Origin of the sequence: Candidatus Defluviilinea gracilis (genome assembly GCA_016716235.1) — a bacterium.
Classification (GTDB): Bacteria; Chloroflexota; Anaerolineae; order Anaerolineales; family Villigracilaceae; genus Defluviilinea; species Defluviilinea gracilis.
On the sequence record JADJWS010000003.1, the window covers coordinates 79,982 to 96,938 of the forward strand.

Genomic DNA, 16,957 nt, shown 5'->3' on the forward strand with positions numbered 1-16,957 from the left:
TCGTAAATCAAAATGCCTCTAAGACTCAAATCACTCGAACTGCAAGGATACAAAACATTCGCATCGAAGACCACCTTCGAATTCGCGAGCGGGATCACCGCCATCGTCGGACCGAACGGCTCGGGCAAATCGAACATCGCCGACGCGCTCCGCTGGGTATTGGGCGAACAATCGTACGCGTTGTTGCGCGGCAAAAAGACCGAAGATATGATCTTCAACGGTTCGGAACACCGCGCCCGCGCCGGCATGGCGTCTGCCCACATCTTATTCGACAATACCGCCAACTGGCTTCCGCTCGACTTCACCGAAGTCGGCATGACCCGGCGCGCCTACCGCGACGGTCACAACGATTACCTATTAAATAATCAACAAGTGCGCCTGCGCGATTTGAATGAAATCCTCGCCGCTTCCGGGTTATCGGAGCGGACGTATACGATTCTAGGGCAGGGACTCGTGGACGCGTCGCTGGCGTTGAAAGCCGATGAGCGCCGCCGCTTGTTCGAGGAAGCCGCCGGGGTGGGCTTGTACCGCGTCCGCCGCGAAGACGCCCTGAAACGACTCGACAATACGGAACGCAATCTCGAACGCGTCCTCGACATCATGTCTGAATTGGAGCCGCGCTTGCGGAGCCTTGAACGACAGGCAAAACGCGCCATCGAATTTTCACGCGCGCAAGCCGACTTGAAAATTATTTTGCGCGAATGGTATGGGTATCATTGGCACCGCGCCCAACAAGAATTGACCACCGCAAAAGAAACCGTTAAAGGGCAGGAGGCGCGCGTGACGGAAGCGCGGGAGGCTCATCAGCAGGCGCAAGATGAGTACAACGCATTCCGTGAAAAGTTCGTCGGTCTGCGGGCGGAGTTGAACACGTGGCATCGCGCCTCCTCTGAATTGCACAGCCAGCGCGAGGAAGCAAGCCGCGAACTTGCCGTGCTTGAAGAACGCAGGCGGTCCTTGCTCGCGTCGCAAACCTCCATGCTCACCGAACAAGAACGCGCCGGCGATGAAGAAAAGATCGCGCGCGCGCGTATCGAAGAAACCGGGCGCGAGTTCGAGCGTTTACAAGCCGAATACAACGAGGCGCAACAACAACTCGGAGACGCGCAACAAAAATTACAAACCCGCCAACTGGATCGCGCCGCGCTTGAGGAAAAGATCCAATCTGCCCGCGCTCAAATTGAAAAATGGACAACCCAGCGCGCTGAATCACAAGCCCGGTTCGATGAATTAACCCTGCGGGTCGACGCATTGCAAACGCGGCTGGAGGAAACAGGCAGGAGCATGCTATCCGCTGAAACGGATGCCAAGACAGCTGGCGATACATTTGCCGAAGCGCGGAAAAACCGGGAAGAAGCCGAAGCGGTGTTGAAGGAAGCGCAAGAGAAGGTGGAACGCGGTAAGTTAAAAGTGGATTCGTTGGAAGGCGCGCGGCGCGCGAAGAATGAGGAACGCGCGGGGACTCTCGCCGAGCATACGCGCGTCAAAACGCAGATGGAAGTGTTGGAACAAGCCGAACAATCGCTGGCGGGCTATGCCGAAGGCGCGCGCTTTTTGCTCGATGCGGCGCGGCAGTTCAAACTCAAACGCGCGCGCGGCGCGTTGAGCGCGTTGCTCGATGTGCCCGCGCACCTCGAAACCGCGATCTCCGCCGCGCTCGGCGATACCCTCGACGCCATTTTGCTGGACGCCGACGAGATCGAAGACGCCCTGCAACTGCTCGAAGCAGACGAAGCAGGACGAGCCGTGCTTCTGCCCGTCGAACATCTTGCGCGCGAGATACTATCGAAGCCCGGCGATGACGATTGCATCGGCGTCGCTTCTGAGCTTGTCAACGTCAGCGAGGAGTTGCAGGCGGCGGCGCGGGTGATGCTTGGTCATACGTTGATCGCGCGCGACCGCTCGTCGGCGCGACGCATGGTCCGCGATTTGCCGACTCACGCGCGCGTGGTGACACTACAAGGGGAAGTTTTCCGCGGTGATGGGGTGATTATTGCCGGGAAGACCGCTTCTTCCTCCGCCCTACGGCGGCCTCGCCAAAAGCGAGAGTTGACCGAAGCCCTCGCCGCGTTGAGCGCGCAGATCGAGTCGTTGAACGGCGAGGTCGATTCGCTTTCCGCGCAAATGGAGGATGCCGCGCGGGTGATGAGTCAAGCCGAGGGCGAGGCGCGCGAGTGGCGCCTGAGGTTGGAGGAAACGCAGACGCTGGAGAATCAGGCTGGGTTGGAGTCTGAAGCGGCGCGTCGTCAGTTCGAATGGCAGAAGGGGCAACAAAGTCAACTTGAAGCGGACGCCGGCGAGGCGGCATCCGCACAGAATACTCTCTTGAAAACGTTATCAGATATCGAGGCGCAATCCGCGGGCGCGCAAGAGGAAGTGAAATTGCTTGCCGCGCAATTGACCGAGACCGACCTGGCAGAGACTCAATCGAAGGCGGCGTATTGGGGCACGCGCGTTGCGGTTGTGGAACGCGCGTTGGAAGATGCGCGGGCGAGGAAAGAGGAACGCTCGAGCGAGGTGGAGCGGTTCGATGCCCGCCGCGCTGAAATTTCGGCAAGGGCTTCGGATGTTGAAACTTCGTTGAGCGAGTTGGAACATTCAAAAACCTTGTTCCGCGAGCGTGAAAGCGAATTACAAATACAGATCGGGGAATTGCGCGTGAAGATTGAGCCTTCCGAGAAGGTGTTGGAAACCGCTGAACAAGAGGAAGCGCGATTGCAAGATGGCGAGGCGAACGCGCAGAGGGCGCTGGCATCCGCTGAACGGTTGATGGGACAAGCGCAATTGGAACATCTGCGGAAGCAGGAAGCGCTCGATAATTTGCGCCAGAAAATCTCCGATGATTTCGGTCTGGTGATGTTCGAGTATGCCGAGGATGTTTCGGATCCGGTGCCGTTACCGCTGGATGGTATGGTGGAGGAATTGCCGGTTGTGACAGAAATTACTCCCGACCTGGAGGGGCAGTTAACCCAGAATCGTTCGCGCGTGCGCCGGTTGGGTCCGGTGAATCCGGAGGCGAAGCAGGAATTCGACGCTGAGTCTGAGCGGTATTCGTTCATGAAGACTCAATTGGAGGATTTACGCAAAGCCGAAACGGACTTGCGCCAGGTGATGGCGGAACTCGATGAGTTGACAAAACAATCGTTCGCGAAGACGTTCGATTTGGTGGATAAACAATTCCGCGCCATGTTCACTCGTCTGTTCGGCGGAGGGTCGGCGCGGCTTGCGTTGACCGACCCCGATAATTTGGTTGAGACAGGGATCGAGATCGAAGCGCGTTTGCCTGGTCGGCGCGAGCAGGGGCTGGCGTTGCTCTCAGGCGGCGAGCGAAGTTTGACGGCGGTGGCGCTGGTGTTTGCGTTGCTCAAAGTGTCGCCTACCCCGGTCTGTGTCATGGATGAGGTGGACGCGATGCTGGATGAGGCGAACGTGGGGCGGTTCCGCGATCTATTGCAGGAGTTGAGCAAGGAAACGCAGTTCATCGTCATCACGCATAACCGCAACACGGTGCAGGCGGCAGATGTGATCTATGGCATTACGATGGGGCGCGATTCGGCAAGCCAGATGATCAGCCTGCGGTTGGATCAGGTAACGGAAGATATGTTGAAACGAGGTTAAAAGTTAGTTCGGCGGCAAGGTAATATAATCAGCAACCAAAGAAATATGATATATGACTTCTACGAAATACTAGGTCGAGGCATCATTGCAGCGCGTACGAGGCGATATAAAGAAGCACTCAAGATACTGAGCCTTGCTGCAAGAATAGAGCCTTCCAATCCACGTGTTTGGTTATGGTTAGCAACAGTATCTGAAACAACTGCACGAAAGCAGCAATATTTACAAGAAGCATTAAAAGTTGCCCCCGATACCTTTGCCGCCCGTGTGCTGCTTGACCGTTTAAATCGAACAGAAACCACTTCAAACCAGAAAAACTCTGATCTTGTAATATTTACGTGTTCAAATTGCGGCGGTAAACAACGATTTGATCCTGATATTCTAGGTATGCAGTGCGAGTACTGTGGCAAAATTGAGTATTTGACATTGGAAAGCGCGTCACAGGCTGAATCTTCCCTGAGCGAAGTTCTCCAAAGCGATTCGGGAAATTGGGCATGTATAGAGTCGCAATCCACTTGTAGCGCCTGTGGAGCAAAGACATCTCATCCCTCTAGCCAAATGACAATAAGGTGTCCCTTCTGCAATTCGGACATGATAACCACACAATCTCCCACTCCTAACCTTGTTTCTCCCGCTGGGATTGTGCCCTTTCAATACCACAGGAATGACATTTTAGAAATTATCGCTAAGCAATGGGACATTCAAACAAGAAAACTTTCGCAACTCATCAACGCACAGGAGATTACGCTTGCGTCTATATATCTACCTTTTTGGACATTTGATGGAACTGTGCAAATTTTTTGCGCATTAGGGTATCGTGTTCCGCCTGTTACATACTCACCACAAGAGCGGGTAATATTCAAAGGAGAGTGGCCCCTCGAAAAAAGTTGGTTTGAATGCGACATTGACGATTTGTTGGTGTATGCTGCTCGAAGTGTGCCACACGATTCGATTACTTCAATTTTTCCTTTTGACCTGAAATCAATCCTTGAATATCGCCCTGAGATACTGGCTGGCTGGCAAGCCGAAAATTATCAAATTGCACTTGAAGACGCCGCTATCGTGTCTCATAAAATTATGCGAGATATTGCTTTTAAGAGAGCCGTGCACCGAAGTTTATTTATGCTAGAGTCTGATATGCTTCAAGATGATGTACTAGTTTTTGATAAAACCTATAAATTGCTTCTTCTTCCCGTATGGGTTGTCAATAGAAAAACTTCAAATGATATTTTCCACATGTTTATCAATGGACAATCTGGAAAAATATCTGAGAGCAAGTCGAGTTGGTTAAGTTTATTAAAATGGAAAACTTGAAACTACAAAAAAAGGATAATGCCTTGCACAAAGCCGCCGAACAAAGCATGCATCTGACGCTGGGGATTCTACGCACATCTCAAGCATTTTCACACGCCTTAGCATTTTTCTGGCTGGACGGCTTCGCCGTCCCCGCCCCAGCGCAGGTAACGCACACCGTTAGTTAGGGATGCGGTAGAGAGTCATGTATCAAAAAAATCGCCCTGTTCGTATTGAACAGGGCGATTTGATTCTGAGCAAGAAGGTTATTGACCGAACCCGGCTGGCGCGGGCGGAACACGCTCCTGCCAGTCGAAGGTCTCGATCTTGGATTCTTCTTCTATCTTTGCCAGCCATTCGGTGAAGGCGGTGTCTTGCGCCTGACGATATTGGCTCGCGTTGAGCGGAATCTCGGCGCGACCGAGCACTTGAATAATATGATATCCGAACTGGCTTTTGACCGGCTCGCCGATCACGCCGATCTCCTGGCTGAAGGCGGCGTTTTCGAACTCGGGCACCATCATCCCTTTGCCGAACCATCCCAGGTCGCCGCCGTTGACTGCGGAGCCTGTATCCTTCGATACTTTGCGGGCAACTTCGGCAAAATCATAACCCAGGTCGAAATAGGCTTGCGCGTTGCTGACTCCGGCGAGGGTATCGACAAGGATATGTCGCGCCCAAACTTGTTCTTGCGCGCGCGGAACATCGGCGGTTACTTTTTCAAATACCTTGTCGCGGATCAAGCCATATTCATACACGGCGAGCAAGGTTTCTTCGCTGAAGCCGCTGTTGTCTTTGAAGTTCGCTATCGCGGTGGCGTATTGCAAGTTATAGCCTTCGAGAGTGTAGGGCGTGGCGGTGGCGGTGGCGGGCAGCGGAACAAACGTCGGGGTAGCCGGCGCCGCGGTGGAGGTGGCAGTCGCGGTCATAGCAGGATCCGGCGTTCCCGTCGGTGTGACGGTGGAGGTGGGCGCGGGCGAGGGAGTGAACGTGGAGGGGTATAACGTCAACTGCTGGGACGAGAGGGTTGGGAAATCGACCGCAGTCGGTGTGACTGTGGGCGTCTTGGTCCCGTTCGGGAAAAATCCATACGCCGCCTGGATCGCGGCATCCACTTCCTCTTTTGTCACCACAATTCCCATCTTTTCGGCTTCCTGCCGCACGAGAATCTCCGTCTTCAAGTTGTCCAGCGTTTGCTGACCCAACAGGGTTGGGGTCTGCAAGGTGAAGGCAACCGATTGCATTTGCTGGGTGGTATCCAAGCCAAAATTTTGCTGGAATTGCAGGTTCTGATATTCGTTCAAGAGGATCAGCCGTTGCACCTGCACGCGCTCTTGAAATTCTTTCGTGGTGACTTCCTGCCCGTTGATCGTCATGACCGGGTCGTTCAATTGCAGGTAATTCAGATTGAGATAACCATACCCGATGATCGCCGCTACCAGCACAATTCCGCCCACGGCGATCCAACGCGCCAGTCGGGCTTGCTGGCGATCGCGTTCGAGGCGGGCAACGTGTTTCTTGGTGACAGCCCGCGGTGGTTGGCTTTGATTGCTCATACGTGTTTATCGGTTCGCGTCTGCGTGCGCGCCGGTAAATGGAATCAAAGCAATATGACGCGCCTGTTTCACTGCCGCGGCGACCACACGCTGATGACGCGCGCATGCGCCGGTTTGGCGGCGCGGGCGAATGCGCCCATCATCGCCGATGTATTTTCTCAGCAAGTCGATCTTTTTGTAATCGATCACCAGGGATTTGTCGGCGCAAAACTGGCAAAACTTTGGTTTTGCAAAGAAACGGCGTTCGCCGCCTCCTTCGCCGCCTTCGTGCGATCTGCGTTGTTCTCTTTCTTCAGCCATGATAGTACTCCGTTATTTCTTTCAGCAGACATCCACAGTGGATGCCCGCCTCTGTGTCGTTAAAATGGAAATTCATCTTCCGGCGGGGTGGGCGAGTCGGTGTCGCGCGATTCAGACTCGGCGGGAGTGTGTCCGTGCTGGTTTTGGTCGCGGCGGTCGCCCAGCATGATCATCTCATTGGCAACGATCTCCACGCTGGAATGTTTGACGCCTTCTTTATCGTCCCAGCGGCGGGTCTGCAATCGTCCATCGATGTAAACCTGCTTTCCTTTGTTGAGATACTGCTTGCAGGTTTCTGCCAGACTCCCGAAGGCAACAATATTGAACCATTCGGTTTCGCTGTGACGCTCGCCGTCGTTCGTATTCCATGAACGGCTGACCGCCACAGTAAAGGTAGTGACAGGCTTCCCGGCAGGCGTATAACGCATTTCAGGTTCGCGCCCGAGATGACCAATGATCTGAACTTTGTTCAATCCGCGGCTCATTTCAACTCCTTGTGTTCCAAACCAGAAAAAGACCGACTACGCCACCGTCAACATGTGACGCATGACCGGTTCCAGAAAGCGGATATTGCGTTCCAAATCGGACGTGGACTTGGGGTTGATGGTCAGGTTCAAAAGAACGTATTGACCTTCGCGTTGTTTGTGGATGTTGTACGCCAACCTTCGGCGTCCCCAAATATCCACTTTGTCCACGGTGCCGCCGGCTTCCGTCACCCAACCTTGAATCTTTTCGACCGCGCCTTTAAACGCGGTTTCGTCCAGATCAGGCTGGATAATGCAAACCAATTCATAATTTCGCATGAGGGTATTCCTCCTTTCCATGGGATTGCTCCCGTTCAAACCGTAGGTGTGCCGGGAGCGGAAAGGCACGTTCACTTGCGCGCGTACCTATTGTTAAGCGGGCGGAGTTTATCACAGGAAAGTAAAAATGTGGAGGGTTATAATTCGGGGGGAAGCAGGTAAACGAGTAAGCATTCAGAGGAGCACATTTGACCCATGTTCGATCTGCCAGATCATGAAATTCAGCAACTGACAAAAGATCATGTGTTTTTCACGTGGTCGGCGCAAGCGAAAGTTAACCCGATCGCGGTGAAGCGCGCTCAAGGCGTTTATTTCTGGGACGTGGACGATAAACGCTATCTCGATTTCAACTCGATGACCATGTGTGTGAACATCGGTCACGGAGACGAGCGGATCATCCAAGCCATGCAAGAGCAAGCGGCGGAACTTCCCTACGCCGCGCCGGGCATGACCACGAAAATTCGCGCGCTTGCCGCCAAAACCATAGCGGATATAACCCCGCAGAAAGCCCTGACGAAGGTCCTGTTCACCCTTGGCGGCGCGGACGCGAACGAGAACGCCATCAAACTCGCGCGCGGATACACCGGGCGGCATAAGATCCTCACGCGCTACCGGTCTTACCACGGGGCAACTGCCGGCGCCATGGCGGCGACCGGCGACCCGCGGCGCGTGGTCTGGGAACCTAATTTGATGCCCGGCGTAGTTCATTTTCTCGATCCGTATCGCTACCGCTCCAATTTTCATAAACACAACGCCAACTTGTCCGAAGAAGAGTTCGCCCAGGATTATCTGAACCACCTCGAAGAGATCATCCAATATGAGGGACCCGACACCATTGCCGCCCTCCTCATGGAATCGGTCACCGGCACGAACGGGATCATCATTCCTCCTAATGGATATATGCAGGGAGCGCGGGTGTTGTGCGATAAGTATGGAATTGTGATGATCTGCGACGAAGTGATGAGCGGATTCGGTCGCACCGGAAAATGGTTTGCCATCGAGCATTGGGATGTGACGCCCGACATCATCACCATGGCAAAGGGGCTCACGTCTGCCTATGCGCCGCTCGGCGCAGTTGCCATGAAACCAGAGATCGCCGCGGCGTTCAACGAAACTCCGTTTGAAAGCGGATTGACGTATACATCGCATCCTGTTTCGCTGGCGGCGGCGGTTGCCAACATTCAGGCGATGAAGGACGATAAAATCGTCCAACGCGTGGCAGGCATGGGTCCGGTCATGAAGCGCATGTTGACCGATCTCGGTGAGGCGCACCCCTCTGTGGGCGAAGTCCGCTCGATTGGGTTGTTCGGCATCCTTGAATTGGTCAAAGATCGAACAACGAAAGAACCGATGGCGCCATGGAACAGTTCGTCGCCGGCCATGAACGCGCTGAAAAAATATTGCCTCGATCACGGGCTGTTCTTGTACACGCATTGGCATACTGTGCTGATCATCCCGCCGCTGATCATTACCGAGGAACAACTCAAAGAGGGGATGGATGTGCTGGATAAGGCGTTGGAAATTACAGACAACGAATCACATGGATAACAAGCCAACCTTTGATCGCGCTTTTGTCATCCCGCTCGCGCTGGGCGTGTTCGCCTTGTTCGGCATTTGCCTCGTGTTGCTCCTTGGGCAGTTAAGTTCGTTCCGTTCCGTTTCTGTTGTGAGCGAAACCTCCACCCCGTTCAAATATCTGCTACTCGGAACCGAACCGGGATTTACAACCCTCACACCTGACGACAGCGCGGCGGAAGAGGGCGCAACCTCCGAACCCACCACCACCCCGTTCGATCTGGATGTTTTGCATCCCACTTCAACCGAAGAAACTGAGGAAATCGATGCAACAAAAGCGCCAACAAAACCATCCTCTGTGTTAACCCAGCCCGCCTCATCCAAGCCAACCAAGCCAGCGTCAGCGCCGACCAGCACGGCTCCATCCAAGCCAACCACTTCCCCATCCAACGCGCCGCTCAACCCCGGCACCTATGACGATTTCGACGCGCACATTCAATATGAAGGCAATTGGATCGAACAAGTGGACGTGCCTGACGCCTTCGAGGACACACTGCATGTTTCGAACATATTAAATAACTCGCTATCCTTCCGCTTCATCGGCGAGCAGATTCGAATCTTCTATCAGGAAGGACCCGGGCTTGGCTCGGTACGCATCTCGCTGGACGGTTTAGATTTTGACCTCAATCAATCTGCCAGCGCGACAAGCATTCAGGAATGGCCCTCGCGGATATTAGTCAACGGCACGCACAGCATCACGATCACCCATCTTTCCGGCGGCTCGATCAATCTCGATTCGCTCATCGTCCCCGATCCCATCCTCACCCCCACGCCCACAGCAACCCCGTAAATTACAAATCGGAAAAAAACTGCTTCAGGTCGGCTCTCGAAAAATAATCGCGGAAAGCCGTTGTTTCATCAAGGATTCCGCGAACAGCCACAAACAATTCCTTTTGCAGATATTGATTCGCCTCGCCATTCCCTGCGGATAAAAGAACCGCGTCTTCCTCCGGGACGGCTGTCACGTGACCCCCGGCCGACAGCCACTCCAAGCCGACTCGTACCGCGTTGACTCGTTGTGTAGTTGCGACAGCCAGCTCGTTCACCGAAACTTTCCCGCCTTTGTTGTTGATCGCAAACTTTGCCATGCCCGCCAGCCGCGCGAGAAACTCGTCCGTTTTTTCTTTGGCGGGCGAAACGCCAATCACATGCACAATGTTCGGCTTGACGATTTCCAGCACCGCGCGCAGGTCTGCTGGTGACGCAGGTGTTGTGTAAATCACAAGTTCATCGGCGGGATGCAGTTCGTAACGCGATTTACCTTTTGCTTTATCCGCACCTTCCGCCCATGTCAACACGTTTTCCAACTCTTTCCACTTTCCACTTTCTAATCTCCAATCTCTAATCTCCAGTCTCCGCTCTTTTATCTCGATGGCTTTGCTTTCAACGATGCGAAACTCCTCAAACGTCGCATTGACTTGTTTCTCGCCGCGAAACGTGGAGGCTCGCACAGAATACGCAATATCAATTTGAGTTCCCGTTTCTGGCAGTTCTTCACCCGCTCCGCCCCACCATAAAATACTTTGAACATTTCCGTTTTCGTCTTCCACTGCCAAACGCAAATGTTCTTTTGTCTTGCCGACCTCTGCGATAGATTTCAACGTTATGCCACGTGAAGCGAATGTCAACTTCGGGTTTCCCGCGCCGAACGGAGCGAGCAACTCGATTGCATCCGCCAACTCGAGATTGATCTCATCCAAGCCGAGCCACGAATCAATTTGAAGCGTCGGGTCTTCGCGGATAATTTCGCCGAGTTGTTTTTCGATCGCTCTGCCAAGTCCACGACGGAATGACGTGAGATTTTCTTTTTGCAGTGACAGTCCCGCCGCCATGGGATGTCCGCCGAAATTCAGAAGCGAATTCTTTTGCGAAGAGATCGCTTCGGTGATGTGCAGTCCCTCAATGGAACGCGCCGAGCCGCGCAAGATTCCATCATCAGACTCGGTGAGGAGCAGAGCGGGTTTGTGGTAACGGTCAACGAGGCGATTCGCCACGATGCCGACAACTCCGCCGGGCCAATTGGGATGCGACAACACGATGGCAGGTTCATTCAACAATTCGGGATGTTCGCGCAGTTGCACCTCCGCCGCCTCAGTGACTTGACTCGTCAATAGTCGGCGCTGGGCGTTGAGTCCCTCGATCTGCGCGGCGAGGACGCGGGCGCGGGCGGGGTTATTGGTAATCAGTAATTCGACGGCGGGATTCGCGTCGCTTAATCTGCCGAGCGCGTTTAAGCGTGGGGCAAATGTGAAGCCGATGGTTTCCTCGGTCAATGACTCGAGTTGAGTGTTGGAAAGTTCCGCCATCACCTTCAAGCCAAGGCGGTTTGTTTTGCGAAGTTGGCGAATTCCCCTTTGCGCAAGTGAGCGTGTTTCGCTTTGGAGCAATGCAACGTCGGCGATTAAACCTAGCGCAACTAAATCTAACAAATCTTCGCTTGTCGTGGTAGCGACTTCAGTCGCTGTTTTTTGACGACTGAAGTCGTCACTACGTAGTAAGGCTTCAGCGAGTTTATACGCAACACCGACGCCAGCGAGGTTTTTGAGCGGATGTCCTTGCGGCAATAATTTTGGATTGATGATCGCTTTGGCGTTTGGAAGTGTTTCGCCTACGTCGTGATGATCTGTGAGGACAACATTCACCCCGCGCGAGTTGGCGTAATCAATCGCATCATGCGCGGTGATGCCTGTGTCGCAGGTGATGAGGAGCTTGATCCCGCCGTCAATGATCGGCGCGAGCGATTCGATGTGCACGCCGTGACTCTCTTTGCCGCGGATTGGGATGTAGTACACAACGTCCGCGCCGAGGGATTGGAGCGTTTGCACGAGCAAGGCAGTGGAGGTTTGCCCGTCCACGTCGAAGTCGCCCCAGACGCAGATGCGATCCTTGCGTTGGATGGCTTGATAAATAATTTCAACCGCGTTTTCAATCTCAGGGAATGGCGTGGAGGGAGTCTCTTCGGGGTGGAGGAAGGCACGGGCGGAGTCGGGGGTTGCGATGCCGCGTCGGATGAGAGTCTGCTTGAGGAGCAGAGGCAGGTCGAGGGTCGAAAGAGGCGAAGTGTCTGTTTGAGGAGGGTCGAGCCAGCGAGTCATTCGTCAAGTATCAGGGGTGAGGTTGCAGGTGTCAAGTTTCAAGTGTTACTTGCCGCGAGGATTTCATTGAGTTCGTTCTCACGCTGTTCGAGATAAAGTTTATTGCCCACGCGCTTCAAAATGCCGATGGACTCTTCAAGCAGGCGGCGCGACTCGGTGAAATTTTTTTGTTTGAAGGCGATTTGCGCCAGCGTGGCGAGCGAGTTGGCGATGTGCGCGTCGTGACCGACTTGTTGATGCGAGCGCAGGGCTTCTTCGGCGAACTGTGTGGCTTCGATGAATTTCCCTGCCTGCATGGCGACGTTCGCCAGGCTCGTGGTTGCGGAGCCGATCATTTCCAGATTTTTCATGTTGCGAGCGAGCGATAATGCGCGTTCGGCGCAGGCTGTTCCTTCAGGCAGTTGACCTGTTGCAAGAAAGACCTCCGCCAAATTCGAGTTGGCGGTCATCTCTCCCCATGCCGAATCAACCGCGCGATATTCGTCTGCCGCTTTCTTCCAATATGCGATCACGCTCTGCATATCGCCCAAACCAAACTGCGCCGCGCCCGCGTAGATGAGCGTGTGCGCGTACGCGATGTGCGGGCGATATTTCTCCAGCGCGGTCAGAGATTTTTCGCACCAGTCGAACGCTGGTTGATATTCGCCGAGACGAAAGAGGAACGCGCCTGCCAAGCCCATCGCCCTGCCTTTGGCGATGAGCGATTCTTTCTTTGCGTTTTTCGGTAAGCGCTCCATGGACCGAATCGCCGCTTCTGCTATTTGAAACGCTTCGCGATACAAGCCCGCGAGATCCAAGCCCTGCATGATCGAATCGGACATGGCGTTGAAGGTGGGCGCGTCGCCATGTTCAACCGCCCACTCCCACGCGGCGCGGATGTTGGCGAGATCGGCAAGAAACGGCGGCATGGCGTTTTGCGGTTGTCCGCCAAGAAAATCGGCTTCGAGTTTTTTCACGAGGTTGCTGAAGTAACGCGCGTGTGTTTCGCGCGTTTGCGCGCGCAGATTTGCATCGTCGCTTAACTTCAAGTTGGCATATTGCGCCATCAGTGAATGACGGCGATAGCGTCCGTCGTCGTTGAAATGCATGGCAGATTTATCCACGAAGCGCGCAAGCATGGCGAGGTCGGCGCCCGTCACTTCACAGAACGCCTCGCGCGTGAATCCGCCGCGGAAGACCGCCTGCTTTTGAAAGACGATCCGTTCTTCGGGCGCGAGCAAACTCCAAAAGTGATCGAACACGGCGCGCATACTGCGATGACGCGGCGGCAAATCCTGTTGTGAGACGGTGAGGATGTCGAGATTGCGCTCGATCTCCTGCGCGATCTCAGCGACGGTGAGTCCGCGCGCCCAGGCGGCGGCAAGTTCGAGCGCGAGCGGCGAGCCGTTCACCAACTCGCACAGACGCGCAAGCGTGGAAGAGTCAGCCGCGTTCAAGTTGAAGTCGGGTTTGAGACGACGGGCGCGGTCCATGAAAAGCTTGAAGGCAGGCGAAGATGAATCAACGTGCGGCAGTCCGCGCACTTCAAACAGCGTCTCGGCTTGGATGTTCAGCCGCGTCAACGATGTGACGAGCAGTTTCAGGTTCGGCGCGAGGCGCACGGTTTCAACGATCCATTTGTTGAGCGCGTCGCCAACGAGTTGCTCCATGTTATCCAAAACCAGCAATAGGTTTTTGTCGCGCAAAAATTCGCGCACCTGCTCGCCGCCTGTCGCGTTGATCTTCAACACGCTCGCAATCGCAAGGAACATCCCCTCCGCGTCTTTGACATTGGCAAGCGGGACGAACCACGCGCCGTCCAAAAATTGGTGGATGTGAATCTGCGCGGCTTGCAGTGCCAGGCGGGATTTGCCCACGCCTCCTTCGCCGACCAAAGTTAATACGCGGCAATCGGCATTTGCCAGCCTGACGCCGATCTCCGCCAATTCCGCTTCGCGCCCGATGAACGAGGTGGCGCGCGCGGGCAGGTTGCCCGAGGGACGAGTCTCCGCGTCGCGGATCTGTTCGTAGAGCGCGGTCGTCTCGGCAGAGGGTGCGACGCCAAATTCTTTTTCGAGGATTCTTCGGCAGGTCTGATATTGAGCAAGCGCGGCGGAGCGTTGTCCCGCGCGGGCGAGTGCGGACATGCGCTGACAGTGCGCCACTTCGCGCCACGGGTCAAAAGCGAGCAGGCGGGCTGTCGCTTCGAGCGCGGCGGGATAGTCCGCGCGGCTGAGTTGGATCTCGGCAAGGCGGTGCAGGGCTTGCAAAGCAAGTTCGCGCAGGCGGGCGCGTTCGGCGAGCATCCAATCTTCAAAGTCGGGCGCATCGCGGACGTGGAAGCCTTCGAGGAAGTCGGCGCGGTAGAGGCGCAGAGAATCTGTCAGAATCGCCGCGCCAGCCTCCCCGTCGAGAGAAGAGGCGAGGCGGAGTTGGGACTCAAATTCCGCGCAGTCGAGAAAACAGTCCCCCGTAAATTCAATCGAGTCGCGGGTGATGGTCAGCTCGTCTTCAAAATATTTGCGGAGGTTGGCGAGGGCTTGCCGTAAATTATTTTTCGCATCGGCGTCGGACATCTCGCCCCAGAGGAGCGCGGCGAGTTTGTCGCGGGTGTGAGCGCGGCGCGTGACGACGAGATACGCCAGCAACGCGGGGACTTTGTTGGAGATGAAGTTGGCGATGAGGGCGTTGTTGCGCGTGATTTTTGGCGCGCCCATGTAGGACAAACTTAAGTTTGTCTTACCATTCGCCGAGGGTGGGGTTGACATAGGTGAATTTCCAATCCTTCCATTCTTTTGCCAGCCCCGCTTTGACGGGGTTGTTCAGAATGTAGAGGATGATTCGTTCCATTTCTTTTTCATCGCGGACGTAGTGATCGTACGACTCGTGATGCCAGAAATAACCCTGGCGGTTGAGGGCGAGGTTGCAGTAGCGCGCGGCGCGTCCTTTGAGCAGGCGCATGATTTCGGCGACGGGGGAGATGGCGCTTTTCATTCTGGATGGGGGAAATTTTTCGATGAGCGAGAGGATGAGCAGATGAACGTGGTTGGGCATGATGCAATAGGCGTAGAGTTCGTAATGCTGGTCGGCTTTTTTGTGGATTTCATCCGCCACAATTTGGGCGATGTTTTCCTGCCTGAGCCAGTCGTGTCCGTGTTCGCAACGGTCGAGCCATTTGTCGAAATGTCCGAAATATTTTTTCTGGATGTTGTAGCGTTCTTGGGCGGTTTTGGCGGCGCGTAGTTCTTCTTCGCGTCGGGCTTTTAGTTCGTCCACAACGGCGGCGGGGAGCGAATCCACGAGGCTGAAAGTGATGAAGAGCGGGTTGTTCTGCGGGTGGATGTGCGGCAGGTCGCGGCGATAGTAGATGGTTTCGGGCATGGGCGTGGGACAAACTTAAGTTTGTCGAACGGAAGCGGGCGCAAACTGAAGTTTGCGGTACGGCTCCAATAAACGATTTCTAAACGGTGGCTTTGTAGAATGGGGCAAGATTATCACAGTTGAGAATGAATGAAAAGCGTCCAATGTCAATGTCTTCGCAGGTTCGCCCGCCGAAATACCATCACTTTCTCCTGCTGGTGTGGGAGGAGCGCGGCGCGGACGGTCAACGCTTGGCGTGGCGTTTCAGCTTGCAGGACTCGCAGAAGGAGGAGCGCGTCGGTTTCAAAGATTTGAGCGAACTCGCCGCGTTTCTGGAAAAATGGATGAAGGATTCATCCGAAGGCAATTCCAAAAAGGAGATGACAAAATGAACAAACTGAAGTGGTGGTTTCGGATCGTGGGGGCGTTTTATCTGCTCCTGACTTCGATGAATGTGTACTTCCTGTTTTTCGGCGGCATTCAAATGCTTGCCGATACCCTGCCAGCGCCCATGAATGCGGATCCGCTTGCGGGTCAGGCGTTTGCCGACGCGTGGCTGGTGTTCGTGTTTGAACTCGGCGTTCTTGGCGTAATGTCGCTGGTCGCGGCGCGCGATCCCGCTCAAAATCGAATCATGGCATGGGTCATAATTTTGGCGGAAATCTTTCGCGGAATTGTGGCAGACGCCATTTGGATTGCGCGAGGGTATGACGCTGGCAGTTATATCGGCTTCATCGTAGTCCATTTGATCATTGTTCTCACGGGTTTCGTCTTCCTGCGGCAGACGAAAGCGGAGTAAATAACTCACCCTGCGCAGTATCGCAACCTGAAGGTTGCGGTACTGCAAAATACACCAAAGGAGTTTTACATGCTTTATCAACTCGTTGTCTTCCTGCACGTCGTTTCGGTGCTCGGATACCTGCTCGCGCACGGGGTCTCGGCATCAGTTTCATACGCCATCAAGAAAGAGCGCGACGTCAACCGCATCCGCGCCCTGCTTGATCTTTCGGAGAAATCTTATCCTTCGATGTTTTTGACACTGCTTGCCATCGTCGTGTTCGGACTTGCCGCCGCGTTTCTCAACATGGTTTGGTGGCGCACAGGCTGGATCTGGCTCTCGATCTTCGTTCTGGTCGCGATCATTGTGTTGATGGCAGTCTATGGCGCGGCGGCTTTCGGCGAGATCAGAAAAGCCGTGGGGATTCCGTACAGGGTCAAGGGAAAACCCTTCCCTGCGGAGTCGGCCAGAAGCGATGAGGAAATCTATGCCGCGACGGCGAAGGTGAATCCAACACTATTGCTCGTCGTTGGCTACGGAGGATTCGCGGTCATTGCGTGGTTGATGATCGTCAAGCCGTTCTAATCGTAGCGCAAACTAAAG

15 protein-coding genes are annotated in these 16,957 nt (G+C 54.7%); 8 read left to right on the plus strand and 7 right to left on the minus strand.

The genetic code is table 11. From position 1 onward, the window contains the following. The first annotated feature begins 12 nt into the window (after window positions 1-12). The 3 genes from smc to IPM31_14170 are packed head-to-tail and all read left to right on the plus strand — an operon-like array spanning window position 13 to window position 5,096. Entirely contained in the window at window positions 13-3,618 is a 3,606-nt protein-coding gene (smc, locus tag IPM31_14160) for a chromosome segregation protein SMC (protein MBK9008123.1), read from the plus strand. Window positions 3,619-3,663: 45 nt separating this feature from the next. Continuing rightward, complete coding sequence (locus IPM31_14165; GenBank protein ID MBK9008124.1) at window positions 3,664-4,929, plus strand: hypothetical protein; 1,266 nt, start codon at window positions 3,664-3,666, stop codon at window positions 4,927-4,929. After that, window positions 4,926-5,096 carry a hypothetical protein gene (locus tag IPM31_14170; protein MBK9008125.1) on the plus strand — a complete coding sequence of 57 codons (171 nt, stop codon included), beginning with the start codon at window positions 4,926-4,928 and terminating at the stop codon, window positions 5,094-5,096. Before IPM31_14165 ends, IPM31_14170 begins: the two co-directional genes overlap by 4 nt. Before the next feature lie 78 nt (window positions 5,097-5,174). Here IPM31_14170 and IPM31_14175 read toward each other — a convergent pair whose 3' ends face one another. From IPM31_14175 to rpsF, 4 genes are read right to left on the minus strand one after another with little or no spacing between them, the layout of a single operon-like run. Further along, on the minus strand, window positions 5,175-6,464 hold the full coding sequence (locus IPM31_14175; protein ID MBK9008126.1) for a peptidylprolyl isomerase: 1,290 nt from the start codon (window positions 6,462-6,464) through the stop codon (window positions 5,175-5,177). A gap of 6 nt (window positions 6,465-6,470) precedes the next feature. Beyond that, window positions 6,471-6,767: a 30S ribosomal protein S18 gene (locus IPM31_14180; protein ID MBK9008127.1), complete on the minus strand. Its 297-nt coding sequence runs from the start codon at window positions 6,765-6,767 to the stop codon at window positions 6,471-6,473. A gap of 56 nt (window positions 6,768-6,823) precedes the next feature. Then, window positions 6,824-7,249, minus strand: a complete 426-nt coding sequence (locus tag IPM31_14185; protein MBK9008128.1) for a single-stranded DNA-binding protein — start codon at window positions 7,247-7,249, stop codon at window positions 6,824-6,826. Window positions 7,250-7,285: 36 nt separating this feature from the next. Continuing rightward, the gene (rpsF, locus tag IPM31_14190; GenBank protein ID MBK9008129.1) at window positions 7,286-7,567 is read right to left on the minus strand and encodes a 30S ribosomal protein S6; all 282 of its coding nucleotides are present in this window, start codon (window positions 7,565-7,567) and stop codon (window positions 7,286-7,288) included. A gap of 195 nt (window positions 7,568-7,762) precedes the next feature. Here rpsF and IPM31_14195 point away from each other — a divergent pair, with 195 nt between their 5' ends. Both IPM31_14195 and IPM31_14200 read left to right on the plus strand, forming a co-directional pair. Beyond that, the gene (locus IPM31_14195; GenBank protein ID MBK9008130.1) at window positions 7,763-9,115 is read left to right on the plus strand and encodes an aminotransferase class III-fold pyridoxal phosphate-dependent enzyme; all 1,353 of its coding nucleotides are present in this window, start codon (window positions 7,763-7,765) and stop codon (window positions 9,113-9,115) included. Beyond that, complete coding sequence (locus tag IPM31_14200; GenBank protein MBK9008131.1) at window positions 9,108-9,932, plus strand: hypothetical protein; 825 nt, start codon at window positions 9,108-9,110, stop codon at window positions 9,930-9,932. The genes IPM31_14195 and IPM31_14200 overlap by 8 nt, the downstream gene beginning before the upstream one ends. Window position 9,933: 1 nt before the next feature. On the opposite strand, the gene recJ is transcribed toward IPM31_14200, so the two are convergent. From recJ to IPM31_14215, 3 genes are read right to left on the minus strand one after another with little or no spacing between them, the layout of a single operon-like run. Beyond that, complete coding sequence (recJ, locus tag IPM31_14205; GenBank protein ID MBK9008132.1) at window positions 9,934-12,237, minus strand: single-stranded-DNA-specific exonuclease RecJ; 2,304 nt, start codon at window positions 12,235-12,237, stop codon at window positions 9,934-9,936. Window positions 12,238-12,275: 38 nt separating this feature from the next. Then, entirely contained in the window at window positions 12,276-14,984 is a 2,709-nt protein-coding gene (locus tag IPM31_14210) for a tetratricopeptide repeat protein (GenBank protein ID MBK9008133.1), read from the minus strand. Next, entirely contained in the window at window positions 14,956-15,597 is a 642-nt protein-coding gene (locus IPM31_14215) for a transposase (protein MBK9008134.1), read from the minus strand. Before IPM31_14215 ends, IPM31_14210 begins: the two co-directional genes overlap by 29 nt. 149 nt (window positions 15,598-15,746) lie before the next feature. Here IPM31_14215 and IPM31_14220 point away from each other — a divergent pair, with 149 nt between their 5' ends. From IPM31_14220 to IPM31_14230, 3 genes are all read left to right on the plus strand, one after another. Further along, complete coding sequence (locus IPM31_14220; protein ID MBK9008135.1) at window positions 15,747-15,968, plus strand: hypothetical protein; 222 nt, start codon at window positions 15,747-15,749, stop codon at window positions 15,966-15,968. Next, window positions 15,965-16,375 carry a BphX family protein gene (gene bphX, locus IPM31_14225; protein ID MBK9008136.1) on the plus strand — a complete coding sequence of 137 codons (411 nt, stop codon included), beginning with the start codon at window positions 15,965-15,967 and terminating at the stop codon, window positions 16,373-16,375. Before IPM31_14220 ends, bphX begins: the two co-directional genes overlap by 4 nt. 69 nt (window positions 16,376-16,444) lie before the next feature. Further along, window positions 16,445-16,939: a hypothetical protein gene (locus IPM31_14230; GenBank protein MBK9008137.1), complete on the plus strand. Its 495-nt coding sequence runs from the start codon at window positions 16,445-16,447 to the stop codon at window positions 16,937-16,939. Window positions 16,940-16,957: the final 18 nt, after the last annotated feature.

Excerpts from the sequence above, each read along its gene's own strand:
- smc (MBK9008123.1), top strand. The coding sequence starts at position 13 with ATGCCTCTAAGACTCAAATCACTCGAACTGCAAGGATACAAAACATTC.
- IPM31_14165 (MBK9008124.1), top strand. The coding sequence starts at position 3,664 with ATGATATATGACTTCTACGAAATACTAGGTCGAGGCATCATTGCAGCG.
- IPM31_14175 (MBK9008126.1), bottom strand. The coding sequence starts at position 6,464 with ATGAGCAATCAAAGCCAACCACCGCGGGCTGTCACCAAGAAACACGTT.
- IPM31_14185 (MBK9008128.1), bottom strand. The coding sequence starts at position 7,249 with ATGAGCCGCGGATTGAACAAAGTTCAGATCATTGGTCATCTCGGGCGC.
- rpsF (MBK9008129.1), bottom strand. The coding sequence starts at position 7,567 with ATGCGAAATTATGAATTGGTTTGCATTATCCAGCCTGATCTGGACGAA.
- IPM31_14195 (MBK9008130.1), top strand. The coding sequence starts at position 7,763 with ATGTTCGATCTGCCAGATCATGAAATTCAGCAACTGACAAAAGATCAT.
- IPM31_14200 (MBK9008131.1), top strand. The coding sequence starts at position 9,108 with ATGGATAACAAGCCAACCTTTGATCGCGCTTTTGTCATCCCGCTCGCG.
- recJ (MBK9008132.1), bottom strand. The coding sequence starts at position 12,237 with ATGACTCGCTGGCTCGACCCTCCTCAAACAGACACTTCGCCTCTTTCG.
- IPM31_14210 (MBK9008133.1), bottom strand. The coding sequence starts at position 14,984 with ATGTCAACCCCACCCTCGGCGAATGGTAAGACAAACTTAAGTTTGTCC.
- IPM31_14215 (MBK9008134.1), bottom strand. The coding sequence starts at position 15,597 with ATGCCCGAAACCATCTACTATCGCCGCGACCTGCCGCACATCCACCCG.
- IPM31_14220 (MBK9008135.1), top strand. The coding sequence starts at position 15,747 with ATGTCTTCGCAGGTTCGCCCGCCGAAATACCATCACTTTCTCCTGCTG.
- bphX (MBK9008136.1), top strand. The coding sequence starts at position 15,965 with ATGAACAAACTGAAGTGGTGGTTTCGGATCGTGGGGGCGTTTTATCTG.
- IPM31_14230 (MBK9008137.1), top strand. The coding sequence starts at position 16,445 with ATGCTTTATCAACTCGTTGTCTTCCTGCACGTCGTTTCGGTGCTCGGA.